General features: G+C 37.2%; 18 protein-coding genes and 1 other RNA gene. 15 read left to right on the forward strand and 4 right to left on the reverse strand.

The genetic code is table 11. The annotated features are described in order from the left end of the window. The first annotated feature begins 5 nt into the window (after positions 1-5). The 9 genes from OQH61_RS02640 to OQH61_RS02680 all read left to right on the forward strand — a co-directional run bounded on the left by OQH61_RS02640 (position 6) and on the right by OQH61_RS02680 (position 8,006). Positions 6-734, forward strand: coding sequence for a non-canonical purine NTP pyrophosphatase (locus OQH61_RS02640; RefSeq protein WP_266025705.1), 729 nt, complete (start codon positions 6-8; stop codon positions 732-734). 74 nt (positions 735-808) lie between these two features. Then, positions 809-1,474: an OmpA family protein gene (locus OQH61_RS02645; protein WP_266025706.1), complete on the forward strand. Its 666-nt coding sequence runs from the start codon at positions 809-811 to the stop codon at positions 1,472-1,474. Positions 1,475-1,522: 48 nt separating this feature from the next. Then, on the forward strand, positions 1,523-3,349 hold the full coding sequence (locus tag OQH61_RS02650) for a hypothetical protein (RefSeq protein WP_266025707.1): 1,827 nt from the start codon (positions 1,523-1,525) through the stop codon (positions 3,347-3,349). Continuing rightward, positions 3,346-3,945, forward strand: a complete 600-nt coding sequence (locus OQH61_RS02655; RefSeq protein WP_266025708.1) for a queuosine precursor transporter — start codon at positions 3,346-3,348, stop codon at positions 3,943-3,945. Before OQH61_RS02650 ends, OQH61_RS02655 begins: the two co-directional genes overlap by 4 nt. Further along, positions 3,942-4,727: a phosphatidylserine decarboxylase gene (locus tag OQH61_RS02660; protein WP_266025709.1), complete on the forward strand. Its 786-nt coding sequence runs from the start codon at positions 3,942-3,944 to the stop codon at positions 4,725-4,727. Before OQH61_RS02655 ends, OQH61_RS02660 begins: the two co-directional genes overlap by 4 nt. Before the next feature lie 25 nt (positions 4,728-4,752). After that, complete coding sequence (gene nadA, locus OQH61_RS02665; protein ID WP_266025710.1) at positions 4,753-5,766, forward strand: quinolinate synthase NadA; 1,014 nt, start codon at positions 4,753-4,755, stop codon at positions 5,764-5,766. A 165-nt stretch (positions 5,767-5,931) separates the two neighbouring features. After that, positions 5,932-6,195: a hypothetical protein gene (locus OQH61_RS02670; protein ID WP_266025711.1), complete on the forward strand. Its 264-nt coding sequence runs from the start codon at positions 5,932-5,934 to the stop codon at positions 6,193-6,195. 35 nt (positions 6,196-6,230) lie between these two features. Beyond that, on the forward strand, positions 6,231-6,986 hold the full coding sequence (locus OQH61_RS02675) for a hypothetical protein (protein ID WP_266025712.1): 756 nt from the start codon (positions 6,231-6,233) through the stop codon (positions 6,984-6,986). A gap of 219 nt (positions 6,987-7,205) precedes the next feature. Further along, positions 7,206-8,006 (forward strand): hypothetical protein, encoded by an 801-nt coding sequence (locus OQH61_RS02680; protein WP_266025713.1) that lies wholly within the window; start codon positions 7,206-7,208, stop codon positions 8,004-8,006. A 5-nt stretch (positions 8,007-8,011) separates the two neighbouring features. Here OQH61_RS02680 and tsaD read toward each other — a convergent pair whose 3' ends face one another. Further along, positions 8,012-9,088 (reverse strand): tRNA (adenosine(37)-N6)-threonylcarbamoyltransferase complex transferase subunit TsaD, encoded by a 1,077-nt coding sequence (gene tsaD / locus OQH61_RS02685; RefSeq protein WP_266025714.1) that lies wholly within the window; start codon positions 9,086-9,088, stop codon positions 8,012-8,014. A gap of 64 nt (positions 9,089-9,152) precedes the next feature. On the opposite strand from tsaD, the gene OQH61_RS02690 reads away from it, so the two are divergent. Continuing rightward, positions 9,153-10,262: an agmatine deiminase family protein gene (locus tag OQH61_RS02690; RefSeq protein WP_266025715.1), complete on the forward strand. Its 1,110-nt coding sequence runs from the start codon at positions 9,153-9,155 to the stop codon at positions 10,260-10,262. Between the two features lie 99 nt (positions 10,263-10,361). On the opposite strand, the gene OQH61_RS02695 is transcribed toward OQH61_RS02690, so the two are convergent. Next, complete coding sequence (locus OQH61_RS02695; RefSeq protein WP_266025716.1) at positions 10,362-11,885, reverse strand: DUF2972 domain-containing protein; 1,524 nt, start codon at positions 11,883-11,885, stop codon at positions 10,362-10,364. Positions 11,886-12,059: 174 nt separating this feature from the next. Further along, positions 12,060-12,629 carry a DJ-1 family glyoxalase III gene (locus tag OQH61_RS02700; protein ID WP_266025718.1) on the reverse strand — a complete coding sequence of 190 codons (570 nt, stop codon included), beginning with the start codon at positions 12,627-12,629 and terminating at the stop codon, positions 12,060-12,062. Between the two features lie 222 nt (positions 12,630-12,851). Here OQH61_RS02700 and OQH61_RS02705 point away from each other — a divergent pair, with 222 nt between their 5' ends. The 3 genes from OQH61_RS02705 (at position 12,852) to ssrA (ending at position 14,920) form a co-directional block, all read left to right on the forward strand. Then, on the forward strand, positions 12,852-13,937 hold the full coding sequence (locus OQH61_RS02705) for a tyrosine-type recombinase/integrase (protein WP_266025721.1): 1,086 nt from the start codon (positions 12,852-12,854) through the stop codon (positions 13,935-13,937). Then, positions 13,934-14,482, forward strand: coding sequence for a phosphatase PAP2 family protein (locus tag OQH61_RS02710; protein ID WP_266025722.1), 549 nt, complete (start codon positions 13,934-13,936; stop codon positions 14,480-14,482). The genes OQH61_RS02705 and OQH61_RS02710 overlap by 4 nt, the downstream gene beginning before the upstream one ends. Before the next feature lie 72 nt (positions 14,483-14,554). Beyond that, positions 14,555-14,920, forward strand: a transfer-messenger RNA (tmRNA) gene (gene ssrA, locus OQH61_RS02715). A gap of 33 nt (positions 14,921-14,953) precedes the next feature. Here the strand turns inward: ssrA and OQH61_RS02720 are convergent. Next, a complete protein-coding gene (locus tag OQH61_RS02720) occupies positions 14,954-15,145 on the reverse strand; it encodes a hypothetical protein (RefSeq protein ID WP_266025723.1) in 192 nt (63 codons plus the stop codon). Between the two features lie 134 nt (positions 15,146-15,279). On the opposite strand from OQH61_RS02720, the gene OQH61_RS02725 reads away from it, so the two are divergent. Continuing rightward, positions 15,280-17,331 (forward strand): TonB-dependent receptor plug domain-containing protein, encoded by a 2,052-nt coding sequence (locus OQH61_RS02725; protein WP_266025724.1) that lies wholly within the window; start codon positions 15,280-15,282, stop codon positions 17,329-17,331. Positions 17,332-17,459: 128 nt separating this feature from the next. After that, positions 17,460-19,508, forward strand: a complete 2,049-nt coding sequence (locus tag OQH61_RS02730; protein ID WP_266025726.1) for a TonB-dependent receptor plug domain-containing protein — start codon at positions 17,460-17,462, stop codon at positions 19,506-19,508. Positions 19,509-19,548: the final 40 nt, after the last annotated feature.

The raw sequence follows: 19,548 nt of genomic DNA on the forward strand, positions 1-19,548 counted from the left end.
ATTTAATGACTATCATACTTGCGACAAGCAATACGCATAAAATCCGTGAATTTCAGGCTATGCTAGGGGATAAAGACGCGAAAGTATATGCGTATGAGGAGATTCTAAAGCCTTTACATATTATAGAAAATGGTGCGAGTTTTGCAGAAAATGCTGCACTTAAAGCAAAAGCAATTTATAATGCTCTCTATATGCAATATATGCAAGAAAAAGGACAGAGTGATGTATTAGCATTTCCTCTTGCTCTTATTGCAGAAGATAGTGGGATATGTATTCCAGCTCTTGGTGGAGAGCCGGGTATTTATAGTGCGAGATATGCACAATATAAGGGATTTAGACAAGATTCACGAGCTTTATATACGCAAAGAACGCAAAGCGATTTGCATATTACGCACAATAGCACCGATATTGAGAATCTCCATTGTCTTTTAGAGCAAATCACACCATTTGCACCAACTCCTGCGTTTTTTATCGCACATATCGCGCTTATTTATATGGAATCCACATTATTACCTTTAGATAAATGCAAGATAGAGCATTTTGAGGGAAAGCTAGATGGTATAGTTATAGGTGAAAAAAGAGGCAATCAAGGGTTTGGTTATGATCCTTTATTTGTGCCAAATAAAGATAATCCTTTACAAAAAACTTTAGCACAATTAGAACCAAGTGCTAAAAATATGCTCTCACATCGCAAAAAAGCCATATCTCTTTGTGTTGAGCGACTGAATAGATAAATAAGTGTTATTAAGCCAAAAGTAATATCTTTCAGATTACAATGCGGGCTTAAAATTAATTCAAAGGATTATTTATGTTCAAAACAACAACTTCAAAAATTTCCATAGCACTTTGTGGCACACTTCTTATGTCAGCTTGCACGACCAATCCTTACACAGGCGAATCGCAAATAAGTAGAGCAGCTATTGGTGCAGTGGGCGCAGCAGCAGTGGGTGCTGGGATTGGCGCATTGGCTAACAAAAAGAATAGGGCAAAAGGTGCTGCTATTGGCGCGGGTGTAGGTGCATTAGCGGGTGGAGCAGTAGGTGGATATATGGATATACAAAACAAAAAACTTCGTGAAGAACTTCAAGGCACGGGAGTGAGTGTTACAAAAAATGGTGATGAAATTATCCTCAATATGCCCGGTGATATTACATTCAAGTCAGGTAGTGCGGACTTAAGTGCAGATTTTTATAAAGTGCTTAATTCTGTGGCAAAAGTGCTTAACAAATATGATAAAACTATCGTTTCTATCGTAGGCTACACAGATAATACAGGCAGCGCAGCAAAAAATCTTACCCTTTCGCAACAACGCGCACAAAGCGTAGCGACATATTTACAGAATCAAAAAGTCAAACCAGAACGATTTGTGATTGAGGGAATGGGACAAGATGAGCCTATTGCTTCAAATAAAACGCCTGAAGGGCGAGCGCAAAATCGCCGTGTTGAAATCTCACTTACTGCGATTACAAAATAATGCTTTTTTCTTTCCTTTTACCCCTTTAGGTAAAAGGAATTTGAAATAATGAAACATCTATTTCTTCCTCTACTTTTTATTTGCAGTATCATATCTATCTTGTGTGTGGGATTCTATCCATATCTATCTCTTTTGTTCTATCCTGCTTTTTTTGGAATCTTTGTGGTTTTATTTGCATATAGCTATGAAGTTTTAAAAGTAAGAAAACAAGCCACAATTAAGGCTTACTACAAAAGAGATTCCTTTTTATATCGCTATTTTGGACATTTCTTTCTTACTAAAATTGTAAGTCTTGTCATTGCGCTTGTGGGGAGTGTGTCGCTTTTTTTTATGCTTGTATTTCCTAGTGGAAGCGAGATTCTTATTTTTTGTTTGCTTGTACCTTGTAGTGTATATGGATTTAGACTTGTATATCTTATTTGTAATGCAAATTTAAGCCCTGATTTTGCCCCTATTTTGGCAAAAAAATATACCGCACTTATAACCGCTTTTCTTGCACTTATGTGTGAGGTTGCGCTCAATAATTTTGCACCCATTGTTTTAGAATCTAACGATATACACGCTCATTATCTTGTGCTTATGGAGAATTATAACATTGCCCAAATGCACTCACATTTTTGGCAAGAACTCTTTGGCTTTATCTTGCTAAAAAAAGCATTACTTGATGTGCTTTATTTTAGTATTGCCGATAGTTATTTGCATTTTGCACTTATTTTACTTTTTGCTTGTGGGCATTTTGCTTCATTTGCGAGTTTCTCTCTTATGTGTGTAGGGGGCATAGTGCCTAAAACTCACTTAGAACAAAAGAGCAAAAACGAGCAAGATACTCCTACAATCATAGAATCTCGCGCATTTAAACAATTTTTTGCTATGGTATTTTTTCTTATCTTTATTTACATTGCCTTTAATGTGAGCATTCATTTGCAGCCTTTAGCTAAGCATCATCATCTCCCACCACTTTTAAGTGAGCAGATTCTAAAAGAAAATGAAAGTTATATTCAAATCAGTATGCAGGGCGCACAAAGCCTTATACGCTCTAATGATTTACCTTCATTGGAGTATAAAATCAAAGAGAATCTTGCCTTTTTTGAATCTCATCTTAATACCGATACAGAAAAGATTGTAAATGAATATCTTGCTCACAAAGAGCGCATTATTGATGAATATTCCAAATGGTATTTTAGTGTGCGTGGCGAATACACAAGGCTTTTTTATGCAGCCATTGGTAAAGGAGAGGATATTGCTCAAGAGCAATTTATTTTTTTGCTTAAAGCCCATACGCCTTATGATTTACAAGAGCATTTAAATAATATGTATGATACGCATATTGAGAATCTTAAATCTCGCCTAAAGCAGAGTTTTGGCTTTTTTACAACACATAAAAAACCCTCTAATGCCGCTATTTCTCTTACTCTCTCACTTGAGGATATAAATGCACAAATTAACTCACTCTCTCCACGCGCTACTGATGGCGTAGCAGCCCTTTTGGGAGCGAGCGTAGTGGGAGCGATGATTCTTAAATCTTCGGGCAAGGCAGTTGCTAAATCTACTGCCAAAGCTGTGAGCAAGAGTGTGGCAAAAAAAGGTTTATCTGGGGCAGTTGGAGCAGGTGGTTCAATAGTATGTGGAATGTTCGCACCTTTATGCGCGATTGGGTTTTTTGTCGCTAGTGATTATGCGATTAATACTATTGATGAAGCACTCAATCAAGATGAATTTAAGCGACAAATGCGTGAGGGATTTGATTTGTGGGAGCTTCAGCTAAAAAACAGCCTCATTAGTTATAATTCGCAACTTTCAAAACAGATATTAGAGAAACTTTCATTACAAGATGATTCTTATAGGGAATCTGCTCCCAAAGAGAGCAAAGAATGAAAGCAGCTCAAGAGGAGATAAGGGTGAGAGAGATGAGTATTTGGGTTTTTGTAGGTAGCTCATTACTTTTTGCTTGCATTATTGTTTTAGCAAATTATAGTGTGCAATATCCTGTGCTTGACACACCACTCACTTATGGAGCTTTGAGCTATCCTCTTAGTTTTTTACTCATAGATGTATTAAGCGAAAAATATAGCAAACCTCAAGTATTAAAAGTCCTTTGGTGTGGGCTTATACTTGCTTTTATCCCATCACTTTTGGCAAGTGAGTTGAGTATAGCCATTGCGAGTGTATGTGCTTTTTTTGTCTCACAGAATCTTGATGTGTATATATTTTTTTATCTTAAAAATCGTTTTCCGCGCTTATGGTGGCTTCGTAATAACGCAAGCACAATTATTGCACAATTTATTGACACAATGATTTTCTTTCATATTGCCTTTTTATTTGCGTATCCGTGGGAGCAAGTTATGGCTATGGTTTTTGCAGATTTTTGCATCAAAGCTTTTCTTGCTCTGTGCGATACGCCATTTTTTTATGCCCTTGCTATACGCGAGCGTAAGCAACCTAAAATAACTCAAAAACGAGGTGAAGTATGAATCTTTCTAATAAAATCTCACGGCTCTTTGGGCGTTTTGCATCATATGAGTTTCCCTCTCCATTGCAAAATCTCATTAATGCTCTGTATGTAAAAATCTTTGATATTGAGCTGAATGAGTTTGCACCTGTTTCTAGTTATGCTTCGCTCAATGCACTTTTTACACGAGCACTTACAAGCCAGAGAGTGATTAATCCTAATCCTATTGTGCTTATCGCGCCTTGTGATTCTCTGATAACGCAAATAGGCAAAAGCACAGAAAAAAATGCCCTCCAAATCAAGGGTATGGAATATTCTATTGAAGAACTTTTGGGACAGAAGCTTGATAGGGAATTTTATTATATAAATTTTTATCTTTCACCAAAAGACTATCATCGCTATCACGCGCCTTGTGATATGGAGATTTATGAGGTGCGGTATTTTGGTGGAGAACTGCTACCTGTGAATCTCCGCTCTTTGAATAAAAATCAAAGTCTTTTTGTTCGCAATGAACGCGTAGTCGTGGTGGGTAAAACATCAAGCAATAAATGGCTGTATTTTGTCGCCATAGGTGCGTTAAATGTAGGGAGTATGGTAATGCACTTTGAAAGTAGGATTGAGAGTAATGCTAAGGCACACGATATTTGCTATACTTACCGCACACCTATTGCCATAAAAAAGGGAGAGGAGTTGGGAATGTTTAAAATGGGTTCAACCATTGTGCTTTTGATGGAGCAGATGATTCCAGATGTCCATATGAATGAAAAAGTTAAATTTGCCCAAGACATAGGCACTCATACATAAATCTAATAAAAATAAGGAATAACTTATGTCAGCAACAATCACCGATGAAATTAAAGATTTACTTCATAAGCTTGATGGGCTTTTGGTAGCACATTATTATCAAAAAGATGAGATTGTCGCCTTAGCGGATTTATGTGGCGATAGTTTAGAGCTTTCTCGTAAAGCCTCACAGAGTGAAAAGAATCTCATTGTCTTTTGTGGCGTGGCATTTATGGGGCAAAGTGTCAAAGTGCTTGCTCCACAAAAGCGTGTGATAATGCCGCGTTTAGCGTGTTGTTCAATGGCAAGAATGATTGATAGTGATTATTATGATGAGAGTATTGCACTTTTGCAATCGTATGGTTTGAGTAAAGATTCTATTTTTCCTATTACTTATATCAACTCAAATGCTGATGTCAAAGCAAAAGTCGCGCAAATGGGAGGGCTTGTCTGCACAAGTGCGAATGCTGATAAAATCTTTGCCTTTGCAAAAGAGCAGGGCAAAAAGATATTTTTTCTCCCCGATAAATGTCTAGGAGAGAATCTCGCTCGTTTGAATCACAAAAAATCCGCAATATTACGCACAGATAGCAAAGAAAAAGTGCTTGATGCTGATGTGATTTGCTATGATGGATTTTGTTCCGTGCATCAGCTTTTTACTCCCGAAGATATTGCTTTTTATCGTAACAAATTTGCTGATATAAAAATCGTAGTGCATCCCGAATGCGACCCAAATGTCGTGGAACTTGCTGATTTTGTCGGCTCTACAAGCCAGATTATTGCTTATGTGCGGTCTTTGCCTTTGGAGCAAAAAGTCGCTGTGGGCACAGAGTTTAATCTTGTCAATCGGTTGCGCCCAAAACATAATGGCAAACAAACTACTTTTGTGTTGAGCTCAAGTAAGCCTCAATGCCCCACGATGAATGAAACAACCCTTGAAGATGTGCGCGATGTGCTCCTTGCTTTTGAAGATGATAAGCCTATCAATGAAGTATTTTTAGATAATGAGATTCAAAAATGGGCAAAAATTGCCCTTGATAGAATGCTTGAGCTCTCTTAAAAGATAAAAGTAATTTTACCTTTTGTAACACACTTTTTTAAATTTACAAAAAAAAAAAAAATAAAGTTATTCATTAAATAATTTTTATTAAAAATATTCTGTTCCACTTTTTATATTTTTGTATATCAAGTGGAACAATAAATCTTACTTTAGGAGGGACTTCCTATGAAAAAACTTGTTTCAGTTTTATTGGTGTCAGCTTTATTTGGTGCAAGTAGCTTGGTGGCAGTTGAGCCAACATCAAAAGATGTAAATAAGCTACAAGCTAGTGAGAGCGAATTTCTCTTTGGTAAGCAAGAAAACAATAATGTTGCTCTCCTTTCTGAAAAAGAAATGAAAGAAACTAAAGGGGAATTTTTCTCTGGTTTAGGTGCTGGTTTGCTTGTTTTGGCTGTTGATAAATATGGTCAAAAAAAGGGTTGGTGGTAATTCCACCAGCCAAAATCTTAAATTAAGGAGGATTTATGCAGTTTAGATTCCTTAAAGCTTCGTTACTTTCTCTTGGATTTTTAGGGGCAATGGCTTCTTCTAGCCTTGCTCTCAATTGCGAGGAAAGTAACTGCGCACACTTTCGTATAGGGGCAGGAGGAGCTTACCATAGCCTTAGTGCCACAGGAGCAGATATAAGTAGCACAGGTGGTTACCTCTCTTTTGCTGCGCGTGGGACTTTGAAGCAAAGGCTTATGAGCGAGATTAGCGGAAAAGTCGGTGTAGGCAGTGCAAAGGCGAGTGGAAGCTATTTTGCAACCCTTGATGAAAAGCCACTTTCAGTTTTCACAGAAGCTTCTTTTAAGATTGGTTTAAATATTGCAAGCAAACAACTACCCTTATTTGTCAATGCTGTATATGGTTGGGATAATTTCTCTACAAATACAAAAGATAAGGGTATAGGGCTTTCACGCGAACTTGGTGGCGTAGAACTTGAAGGATTTCTCCCTACGAGTAATACTTCAAAAATAGAATATCTTGTGGGCTATTATCGCTTTTTTGCAGGAAATTACCTTTTGCAAAATGATGTAAGCTCAAAACTTGGGGGTTCAGATTATATGATTAAAGCGAGTTTAGGCTATGCGAGTGATATTACCCCAAATCTAGGATTTTATATTAAAGCCATTGGCAAATATGAAAATATGAGTGCTTCAAAACTCACAGCCACAGGTGTGAATTACCCTGCAAGCACTAATTATACAGGTATGATAGAACTCGGCATAGAATTATAGAATCTCCTTTATTACAAAAATCAAACTTTTCTTGCTTTTGGGGAGTGCCCCTCAAAGGCAATTCTTTCTTTACCTTTTGTAACATTTTCTCAAAATTTACAAAAAAAAAAAAAACGCTATTTAAGCTATGAGATTAAAAAAATTTTTTAAAATCTAAGCCGTTATACTTTAATAGATTAGAAGTATAACTTACATTGTATGTCTTAAAAGGAGGGAATTATGTTGAAATGCCGTAATTTCATTTTTAGATTCTTAATGCTTTATGCAGGAATCTTTAGTGCAAGTCAAGTTTTTGCTTTGAGCTGTGAGGAGACATTATGCAAGTCATTGCGCGTAGGTGTGGGCATACCACTTTACCAAACATTTGTTGCCAAAGACGCACATATAGGCAATTCTGGAGGTTATTTTACTCTAGGTGGCAGATTGATTACTCATAGAATCTTAGCTGAAGCCAATGGGCAAATCGGCATAGGGAGAGCAGATTCAAAAGAATCATATTTTGAAAATACAAACTACAAAGGCAAAACGACTTCTAGCACACTTGCAGGCGATATAAAGCTTGGTGTGAATGTCTCTAGCGTATCATTGCCTATTTTTATCGCAGGAGTATATGGGTTTGAAAATTTCTCTCTCTACACAGGTGGTATTTTCTCAAACTATAAAAAAGATGATAAAAAAGGTTTGGCAATGTCTTGGCATTATGCAGGTGCAGAGATAAATGGCTCAACAACTTTGCAATCCTCGTCAAAGATAGAGTATTTGCTTGGATATTACTATATCATCAACCAAAAAAGTAATTATAGATTTAGAGACGCAAGAGTAATTTCGGATTTTGCAGGCACAAACTATATGATTAAGGCAAGTTTGGCTTATGTGGCTGATTTAAATCAAAGTGTGGGCTATTATGTAAGGGGCATTTACAAATATCAAAATTTTGCTGCTTCAAAGATGACAAATAACCTTAATTATCCCACTACACAAAACTTTCAGGTTTTGGCAGAAGTTGGACTTGAGTTTTAATGGATTCATAAAAAATCACTTGGTAGGCTTTTAGGCGAGATTTGCGCCTCATCTATGGGCGTGAAATCCTGCCTTTTGTAGTGCTCTATTGCCACAGCCCCAATCATCGCTGCGTTATCAGCACAAAAGGCAAGTTCAGCAAGATGTAATTGCTTCTTATACTCTGCACAAAGCTCACTTAGGGCAGTGCGCAAATATGTATTTGCACTCGCTCCCCCCACAATGGCAAAATCCGCTAAATCCTGTGTTTGTGGGTTTTGAAAATATAATCTTACTTTTCGCACGATATGTTCGCACGCACTTTGTTGGAATCCCGCACAGATACTTCCTAAATCTTTAGGGCTAAGAGGTTGAGACAGAGCCTCAATAGCAAGTCTTACCGCATTTTTTAAGCCTGAAAAGCTAAATTGTAGCTTTTGATTATGTAAAAGTGGCACAGGGAAACTATGAGATGTAATATGTGGATAATTTTGTATAAATTCTTTAGCATAAGATTCTATAAGAGGACCGCCCGGATAGCCTAATCCCAAATATTTAGCAACCTTGTCAAAACTTTCACCAAAGCTATCATCAAGGCTTTGTGCGACAAGACTTATAGTGTTAAAATTGTGCATTTGGAGAATCTGCGTATGTCCGCCAGATACAAGCAAAATACCAAGAGGTTGGGGTAGAGAGAGGGGTTTAGAGAGGGTGGATTGGCTATCTGAAGTAGCATTGCGAATACAAAGCGAATAGATATGCCCCTTAAGGTGATTGACACAAATCAGTGGCACTTGTAAGCCAAGACAGAGTGCTTTTGCCATCATTAAGCCTTCAATGAGCGTTACGCTTAGTCCGGGACGAGTAGTTACTGCAATGGCTTTAATCGCTGATAAATCATTGTTTAAAAATACTTTAAGCTTTTTTAGAATCTCTGGAAGTCTTTGAGCGTGAAGTCTTGAAGCGATTTCTGGCACAATACCTCCATAAGTGCTATGTTCCTCATCTTGAGAGAGCTTGATATGATAAATAAGCGTGGCGTCATCAATGCTTGTTAAGGCGAGTGAGCTATCATCGCAGCTTGATTCTATACTCAAAATCATACACTAATTCCTTCAAATGCCAAAGTATGCTAAGATTATACATTAAGAAGTTTAAGGATTATCTATGAAAAAAACTAGATATAGGCTTAAGGCAGAGTGGGAGGAGCAAATAGCCATATTGATGGCTTTTCCGCATAAAAATAGTGATTGGGCAGCGCATATTGAGGAAGCACGAGAATGTTTTATGTGCCTCATTGAGCAGATTCTATCTTTTGAAGCGGTGATACTTTGTGTGGATACCGATGATGAGGAGGGAATAGCACTTCTAAGCGCGCATTTTAAAGAGCATATCGCATTGGCACAAAATAAGGATTCCCAATCACATCAACAATATGGACTTCATATTGTGCGTGTGCCACTCAATGATACTTGGGCAAGGGATTTTGGAGGTATTAGTGTGGAAGCAGAGGGGGGCGAGGGCATTGTCCTCTTTGATTTTATTTTTAATGGTTGGGGGCTCAAATATCCTGCGAATTATGATAATCATATTACGCAAAATATCGTACAACAAGTGCATAAGAGCATTTTATCGCCACTTGTTGAATCTATCTTTGCACCTCATCGTATTATAAAAGCTGATATGGTGCTTGAGGGAGGCAGTATAGAGAGCAATGGGGCAGGGGTGCTGCTCACAAATACGCAATGTTTGCTAGAATCTCATCGCAATCCACACCTAAACCAACAAGAGATAGAATCTAGGCTGAAAGAATATTTTGGACTAGATTCTGTATTATGGCTTACGCAAGGCTATCTTGCTGGAGATGATACAGATAGCCATATTGATACACTTGCGCGTTTTATTGCACCTGATAGTATCGCGTATATTGTATGTGAAGACAAAGAAGATGAGCATTTTGAGGCTTTAACGCGTATGCAAGAAGAGTTGCGTGCGTTAAGACAGCCTAGCGGTGAGCCTTATAAGCTTATTGCTCTGCCTTTTACTCAAGCTATCTATGATGAGCAAGGACAGAGACTACCTGCAAGTTATGCAAATTTCCTTTTTGTCAATGGAGGTCTGCTCGTGCCAACTTATGGGGATAAAAATGACAAAAAGGCACTTGAAATACTAAGCAAAGCATTGCCAAAGCATAGGGTAGTAGGCGTGGATTGTCGCTCATTGATTTTATGGCACGGAAGTTTGCATTGTGTGAGTATGCAGCTTTACATCTCATAATGTTTTGTCATAATATTTCGCAGAATAATCCTGTTTCTACCGAGATATTCATATCAATAGGTTTATGGATATGAAAAGTATAGCCGAGATTCCACGAATCTATGAGAGGTTTAATCTCAAAAAAATGTTCAATCTCTCAAACTCCTTAAAATACTTCCACGATTCTATAATGTCGGGGCGATGTTGTTTGATATAAGTCATATCCTTTTGGATTTGTTTTGCAAAGGCAAACGCTATGCTTGGATTCTCTACAAAATATGCCAATATATCCTTTTCGCTGATTAAATGTGCCTTGATATTGTGCATATATTTTTCTAGTGCATTCATATATCCTTGCAAATAAGTCTTTGTGTGAGAGCATAAAAGTGCATTCGCTTTTAAAATCGCAAAATCCTCTTTGCTGGAATAAAGTATTACATTATCCTGTGGCATTTTGATGTTAAAAAATAAAGTAACATCTACTAGGGCTTTATCAGTATTTGGGGTAAGTTGTTGTGTCGTAATGATGACTTTCACCTCTGCTTCTAGCACATTTTCATTGTTTTCTTTTGTATCGGCACTCAATACGCAAGGAAGCATTAATAAACCCTCATATCTATTAATTTTTCCCTCAAATATTTGCGGATTTGTAGGGGGATTAAAATGCAATTTATGGGATAATTTGACAAAAGTTTCAAAGGTCTTTTTGCCACTGATTTCATCTATGGGGAGAAAAATCACTTCAGAAGTAGCATTTTTGAGCCAATTTAGCCTTGTGGTAATGCTTCCAAATTCATTTGGCATAAGCGTAAAATGACTAGATTCAGTGATGATATTTATATCGGGCTTTGTGTTTAATGCCCCACGATAATACATTGGAGGAAAGCAAATCTTACTTTTTAAAGTCAAATGTCTAAAAGAATCCACATTCCAACTTTCACCTGTCAAATGATTTACTCCTGTTTTTAGGCGACTAATAGGATCTCTAGCGATACAAAAAATCGGCACTTTCTTGTCTAAAAGAGAAGCAAATTTTTCTGCCCCCTCTTGCCAATTATTGAGCGAGAAAATAACCTTTTTGCCTTGCAAATAGCTTTTGTATAAATATAAAAAAGCACTTTTATATTCATTAACTCTCCAACAAATCGTGTAAAACTCCACGCCACATAGATGAAAGAAAGTTTGGACTGCTTCGCCACCCGAACCGCTATTATAGAGCCAAATGCTATCATATTCCCTTGGCAGTGGTAGATTCAAATCCCAAGCAATCTTTGGTGAGATACTTTCATAGCTTAGGCTAGGATAGGGAGAGTTAGAATCTCTGTTTAGTCGTTTTGGATTTAGCATTGGGGGATAAGGGTGGTGAGTATCTAAGTATTTTGTTTTAAATTCAATGGATTCTGTCCAAGAAATAATCTCTTCATAATATTTGGCAATAAAAATTAGGGTTGGGGTATAAATGTTTAGAATATGGAATCTTTTGAGAATCTTATAAATGTGTAATTTATGAGGACTATTAAGTTGAAAAAACAAAGAGTAGAGTATTAATAAATTCGTCTGATATTTTTCTTTTCTTATTCTATAAGCAAGAGCGAATCTTATACCTTTTCTTTTTAGAATCCGTATTGTCTTAGAGCCTCTCATAAGGAGACTTTAATGATAAAAGTAGATTCACAACATATATAAAGAGTAAAAGCAAATATAAGAAAAGAAAGCAAAAAATAATAAGGATAAAAGCAAGAAGAAAGAGATTTTAAAAGACTATTATATGCCCCCCCCCCGTTTAATTGCAAAAGATAAAACATAGAATAACTCCTTTTATAAATATGCTTTCAAAGAGGGCATTTGCAATTCTTCATAAAGTTTTTGCGCTTGCGCTTGACCGCACAGCTCTTTCACAAGAGCAAGGGCAAATACATTTGCCGTAGCAGGACCAGTTGAAGTGATAATATTCCCATTTTTAATAACTGCACTTTCAGCTCTGGTTTTATTTTGCATACTCATTTCATTCTCACAGCCCGGATAGCAGGTAAATTCACCCTCAAGTACTCCTGCCTTATCAAGCACAATAGGGGAGGCGCAAATAGCCGCTATGAGTTTTTGCTCTTGCTTGAAAGTTGTAAGCCATAATTTAATAAGCTCGTTATTGGCGAGATTTTGCATACCATTATAGCCTCCTGCAAGGACAATACCATCAAAATGATCCATTTCAAGCTCGGGCAAAGCAGAATCTGCTTCTATCACAATATGATGCGCTCCCAAAACGCGTTTATGAGCGTCAAGACTAGCAATCACCACTCGCACTCCTGCGCGTCTCAAAATATCTGCCACAGATACTAACTCAATTTCTTCAAAGCCCTTTGCAAGGGGAAGTAAAATATTTTTCATTTTTAAAAAATCCTCCTTGATGTTTCAAATATTTATAACATAAATATCTTTAAAGTCTCTTTTAATATCAAATAGGGGGACAATACAAGAAGTAATATAAAAAGTATGAAAACTACAATTTTCATAACTTAATGAAGCAACTTTTCTTAAGTTTGTTTAGCAATATCTCCTATATTTGCTTATAGAGTGTATAGTATTGATAATGATACAGAGGAAAATAAAATGAAATATCCCCTTAATTATAAAGATGAGTTTTCATATTCTTTGCTTTTTTGGTTGGTGCGGTTTGTGCGTTATAAACTTACGACTTTATCTAATCATCAGGTGTATGATAAGGTAAAGATTCTTGAGGCAATAGATATGTTGAGCAACGATAAGGTAAGCAGCATAGAGGAATTAGAAAGTATTTGCAAAAAAGCACGAAAAGCAGGTATGATAGGAATCAATACCTACGCTACCCCACTTCTTAAGCTTTATACATTTCTTACACAAAGCACTTTGCATTCAATGGAAGATATTGATGAGGAAATATTGAGCGATTTTCTAAGCGTGGAAACAAGCACGCTTTCTACTGCAAGCAAAAAAAACTATCGCATTGCTCTTATAGGCTTTTTTGGCTATATTGATAAGCAAAATGAAAACGAGGGTACATCTTATGTATATGATATTACACTTAAAATGAGTTCATTGCAGGGTAAAAGCGGACAAAAACTTCCTGCATTTTTGAATCAAAAAGAATTAGAGCAATTTTTACAAGCTATTGAACAAGCTCAACTTGGTGAAAAAGTCGCTGCGCGTAATAAGCTTATCATCAAACTTATTGTTTATACAGGCATACGCGTGAGTGAGGCACTTGCTCTGCGATGTAAAGATATTTTTCCTACTCAAGATTGTTATCTTGTGCAGATTCGGGGTAAGGGCAATAAGCCCCGCGTAGTAATGATACGTCAATCTCATATCCAAAGCCTCCTCAATGCTTGGCTGACACAACGTTTGAGCTTTTCTCCTAAGAATGATTTGCTTTTTTGCAATACAAAAGGAAACCCTCTCACACAAAGTTATATTTATAGAAATGTAGAAAATATCCTTACTCAAGCGGGAATCCGCAAAGAAAAAAATGGCGCACATATGCTAAGGCATTCTTTTGCCACTCTACTCTATCAGCAAAAACACGATTTGGTGATGGTGCAAGAAGCACTTGGACACGCTGATTTAAATACAAGTCGCATTTATACGCATTTTGACAAGGAGCGTTTGCAAGAAGTGGTAAGCGTTATGGACAATATAACCAAACAGGAAAATTTATGAATCTTTTACATCACCCTAGCCCTAAAGTCAATCTTGCTGCAATGTGCATTATAGCTGTGTGTGCTGTGGGATTATGGCTGTATGAACCAAGATTGTATAGTGATGTCTTTCGTCTTATGCTTCTTCCTCTTGGGCTTTTATGGCTTGTGCAAAAGCGATATACACTTTTAAAACACTTTATATTCATTAGTGTTGTGATTTTAGGCATTGCATTTATGTGTAAATATACTTTTTCTTTTATGGCAAATCATTATGCCGATTCTCTATGGGTAGAGCATATTATCCAAATTGCAAAACGCCCTATTAATGGTGAGTTTAAAGGATTTCCTAGTGGGCATACGACAGCAGCATTTATTGCAGCAGCATTTGCATTGCGATATATGGGCAAAAAGTGGGGCATATTTGTTATAGTTTTAGCCTCTATGGTGGGTTATGCTCGTGTTTTAAGCCTATGGCACACGCCAACCCAAGTATGTGCAGGTGCGATTTTTGGCTTTATAGGAAGTTTAGTGCTTATACATTTTATTAATAAAAAGCCTCAATGAGAACATTGACAAACATAATGAAAAAGATTATAATCCACGCCCTGTTAGATGTAACTCTATACAGAATTTTACGGGGCTGATTGGCTTTCGACAGGAGCAAAGAGACTTAGGTGCATGTGAGCTGGTAAGCTCTAAAACTGCCACAATCAATAAACGCAAACAACGTAAATTACGCTCCAGCTTACGCAAAAGTGGCGTAAGTTTATCACACTTTTGGAGTCGGCTTAAGAATCCCTATTCTAGCTAGAATCTTAAGCTGTCATCTTTGCTAGATGCTCTTGTGCGCTTACCTAAAGCATAAGAAAAGAATAAGGTTGCTTGTGGATTCTATCTTGGGGTGTTGGATAGCCACAAAAAGAAAGCAATGCCTACTAAACATGTAGATGCCTAAGAGGCTCAAGTTTTTGGACTGGGGTTCAACTCCCCACAGCTCCACCATAGTGCAAAATTTTAAACTTCATTCTATTGATATTAATGAATCTGTGCTGTTTTGCGGATTCTATATGCTTTTGAACGACAAGCACTTGAGCAAGTTTTCGCACTTTTACTTCCAATAAACGACTTATGACACACTTCGCAGTCTTTTTTTGCTTTGTCAAGGCTTTTGAGCAATGATACAACCTCGCTTTGTGTGAGTGAATGCTTACAATAAGGACATTCCATAGAGACTCCTCATAATGATATTTTATTGTATAACAATAATTTCAAAAAGATTCTATCACATTTTATAAAACGTGTTGCTACATTTTACAAAATGTGATATGCTTCATACTTTAATTTTCCATAAAGGTTTTTCTATGACAATTCCTATTTTTAAAAACTCACCTCTCTTGAGCTTTAGCTTTGTATCAATGTGTGGTATCGGACTTTTTGCTGATGAAAGCTTCTCGCATACGAAACTCTCTCCCATTATTTCCGCAGCCCACCCTATAAGCAATGCAAATGTAAGTGTAATAGACGATACCTTTCTCAACCATACACAAGCAAGCAATTTGCGCGAAATTTTTGCCAAAGATGCTGAAATACAAGTTGGTGGTGGCGCAAATATTGCTCAAAAACTTTACATAAGAGGTTTTGAGGATAGAATGTTTCGCGTGAGACTTGATGGAATTACGCAAGGAGGGAATCTCTTTCATCATCAGGGTAATCTCCTCATTGACCCATTTTTGATTAAAAGCATTGAGATAGAAAAAGGTTTGGCAAAGCCAGAAGATGGTGCAGGAGCATTGGCAGGAGGGATAAATATCACGACAAAAAATGCCTTTGATTTACTCTCACAAAAGCGCAATTATGGAGCACATTTTGTGCTAGGAGGGCAAAGCAACAAAGGCGTAGATACTGCCCTTGCTGCGTATGGTAAGCTTACAGAGAATCTTGGGTTGCTTGTAAGCTATGGCTTTGATGATATGCCCTATTATCGTGCGGGTAATGGTGATAAAGTACCCTCCTCTAAAACGCGCTCACACAACGCACTTTTCAAACTAAGTTTCCTCCCTAATGCCAATCACTCACTTAATCTTAACTATCATTTTAATAATGTCAATGCCATAGCGCCCTATGGCGCAAATGTGATTCTTGAGCAATCTCCCAAACTTTATGATAATGCACTCTTCTCACATTCTCTAAGTACGCAATATGCCTACGCACCTGCTGATAACTTTGCTTTATCGTGGAATACTTTTTATTCCTATAAGAATCTTAAACTTTCCCCCATTGGAGCAGCTAGCACCACCCACGACCACGAAAAAGCACATAATTTGAGCCTACACAATTTCGGAAGTGATATAATGTTGAAACATTACTTTAGCCCCTCTAGACATTATATTAAATACGGCTTAAACTATCAATTTCTCACTACCAAAGAACATAATCTTAATGATGGACACGATAGAGGAAGAAACAATCAAGGACACGAATTGGGCGCTATTTATGGCGGATTTATTGGAGCAAATTTTAACTTTTTAGAATCTCTAAGCCTTGATGTGGGTTCGCGCTATGATGTCTTTACCTACCGCGATAAATATAATGCCAAACATAATACGCAAGGATTAAGCCCTTATATTTCGCTTCTTTACACGCCTACAAATGAGCTTAGCTTTAAAATCACGCAAAACTATAACACGCGAGGAGTTATGCCACTTGATGCTTCATTGCTTTATGACCCTCACGTTAAGATTGCTCGCTTAAAAGCAGAGGGTATGCACAATACAGAATTTGATATGGACTATGATAATAGCCTTTTTAGCGCACATATTGCACTTTATCACCAATATCTTAAAAACTTTATTAATACTTATGTCAATAATGCAAGTAATACCGCCGTTCACGGAAGCGAGAACTTCTCGCGTCAAAATATGGATAGTGCTATCCGAATACTCGGCTATGAGGCGAATATAGGGCTAGATTTTAGCTTTGTTGATGTGCATCTAGGTGTCGCACAAAACTTCCCCACATACAACAATAAAACGATTACCGATACCTTTGAGCTTATGGCAGTGAGTGGAAGGAGTTACTATCTAAGTGCAGGATTACGACCTTTTAGTGCATTACCACAATTTCAGATTCTATGGCTTAGTCGCTTTAGTGAAGGCATAGACTATCAAGGCTACAATATGTATCGCGGGGAGTTAGCCTCTATTAACAAAAAGGCTTACAATGTGCATAATATTTACTTTACTTATGATGTGAAATCGTATTTGAGTTTGCGCTTGGCATTTTTAAATATTACAAACAAAACCTATGCTAATCCCTACACCCCACTTAATGAGCTTTATTCAAATGGTAATGGCAACACGCCACTTTATGAACCCGGTTTTAGCACAAAATTCCAAATTGCACTTTCGTTTTAATATTCTCAATAGGACTATATTCTACTAAGCCTTACATATTTAAACTTATTGTAAGATAAGTATCGTTATCATTATGTAAATAAAGGGTTATATTTATCCACATAACCCGATACAAAAAGGCTTATATGATGAAAAGTATCTCACATACAATCCTAATCCCTGCACTTACAAGTATGACTTTCACAAATATGACACGAGCAGATGAATACAATACCTCAAAATCTGTTAATCTCTCACCTTTGGTTACTACAGCCCAAGCAGTCAGCCACACAAATGTAAGCGTCATTGACAGCAAGTTTATCGCCAATACTCAAGCAAGGGATTTGCGTGAGGTTTTCAATAAAAATGCAGAGATTCAAGTTGGCGGTAGCTCACAAATCGCACAAAAGCTGTATATTCGTGGCTTTGAGGATAGAATGTTTCGTGTGCGCATAGATGGTATTACACAAAGTGGGAATCTACTTCATCATCAGGGCAATCTCTTCTTTGACCCATTCCTTGTAAAAAATATTGAGATAGAAAAAGGTTTAGCAAATGTAGAATATGGTGCAGGTGCGCTTGCAGGAGGGATAAATATCACAACAAAAAATGCCTTTGATTTGCTCGGTGCAAATCGCAACTACGGAGCACATTTTAATATTGGAGGGCAGACAAATAAAGGTGTAGATACTTCACTTGCTACCTATGGCAAGATAAAAGAGAATTTTGGGTTAGTAGCAAGTTATAATTTTGATGATGTGCCCTATTATCGTTCGGGTGATGGAAATAAAGTCTCATCATCTCCTGCAAAGGCACATAACGCACTTTTCAAGCTTACATTTCTGCCAAAAGAAAATCACTCATTCAATGTGAATTATCACTTTAATAATGTCAATTCTGTATCACCCTATGCCGCAAATATCCTCACACTTGGCGCTTCACCCCAACTCTACGCAAGCAAACTTTTCGCCCATTCTGTAAGCACGCAGTATGACTATTTGTTTAACAAATCTTTTCATCTACATTGGAATGCTTTTTATTCACGCAAAAATTTATCGCTTTCTCCCACAGGGATATACTCATCTCGAGATCACGAAGACCCAAGAGATTTGCTTTTATCAAATTTAGGCAGTGATATTAGTTTGAAGCATTATTTTGGTGAGAGTAGGCATTCCCTCAAATATGGACTAAACTATCAGCTTATAAGCACAAAGGAGCGCTATCTCACTACTGAAAGTCTCAAAAACAACAATCGGGCATATGAAAAGACTGCTATTTATGGGGGCTTTATCGGTGCGAATTTCAATCTTTTAGAATCTTTAAGCCTTGAGCTAGGCTCGCGTTATGATAGCTTTGTATATGAAGATAAAGTTAGTAAAACGCATAATACACAAGGATTTAGTCCCTATGTCTCACTTCTTTATACACCTATAAATGAATTAAGCCTTAAAATCACACAAAACTATAACACGCGAGGAGTTATGCCTATGGACGCCTCAATTCTTGCCGACCCTAGCGTAACTATTAAGCCTCTCAAGGCAGAGGGTATGCACAATACAGAATTTGATATGGACTATGATAATAGCCTTTTTAGCGCACATATTGCACTTTATCACCAATATCTTAAAAACTTTATTAATACTTATGTCAATAATGCAAGTAATACCGCCGTTCACGGAAGCGAGAACTTCTCGCGTCAAAATATGGATAGTGCTATCCGAATACTCGGCTATGAGGCGAATATAGGGCTAGATTTTAGCTTTGTTGATGTGCATCTAGGTGTCGCACAAAACTTCCCCACATACAACAATAAAACGATTACCGATACCTTTGAGCTTATGGCAGTGAGTGGAAGGAGTTACTATCTAAGTGCAGGATTACGACCTTTTAGTGCATTACCACAATTTCAGATTCTATGGCTTAGTCGCTTTAGTGAAGGCATAGACTATCAAGGCTACAATATGTATCGCGGGGAGTTAGCCTCTATTAACAAAAAGGCTTACAATGTGCATAATATTTACTTTACTTATGATGTGAAATCGTATTTGAGTTTGCGCTTGGCATTTTTAAATATTACAAACAAAACCTATGCTAATCCCTACACCCCACTTAATGAGCTTTATTCAATGGATTCGGGCAATACACCTCTTTATGAACCCGGTTTTAGCACAAAATTCCAAATTGCACTTTCGTTTTAGAAAAATAGAATCTTTTGGTATAATCGCTTCATTTAACAAT

The organism is Helicobacter sp. MIT 21-1697 (assembly GCF_026241255.1).
In the GTDB taxonomy this organism is placed as follows: domain Bacteria; phylum Campylobacterota; class Campylobacteria; order Campylobacterales; family Helicobacteraceae; genus Helicobacter_C.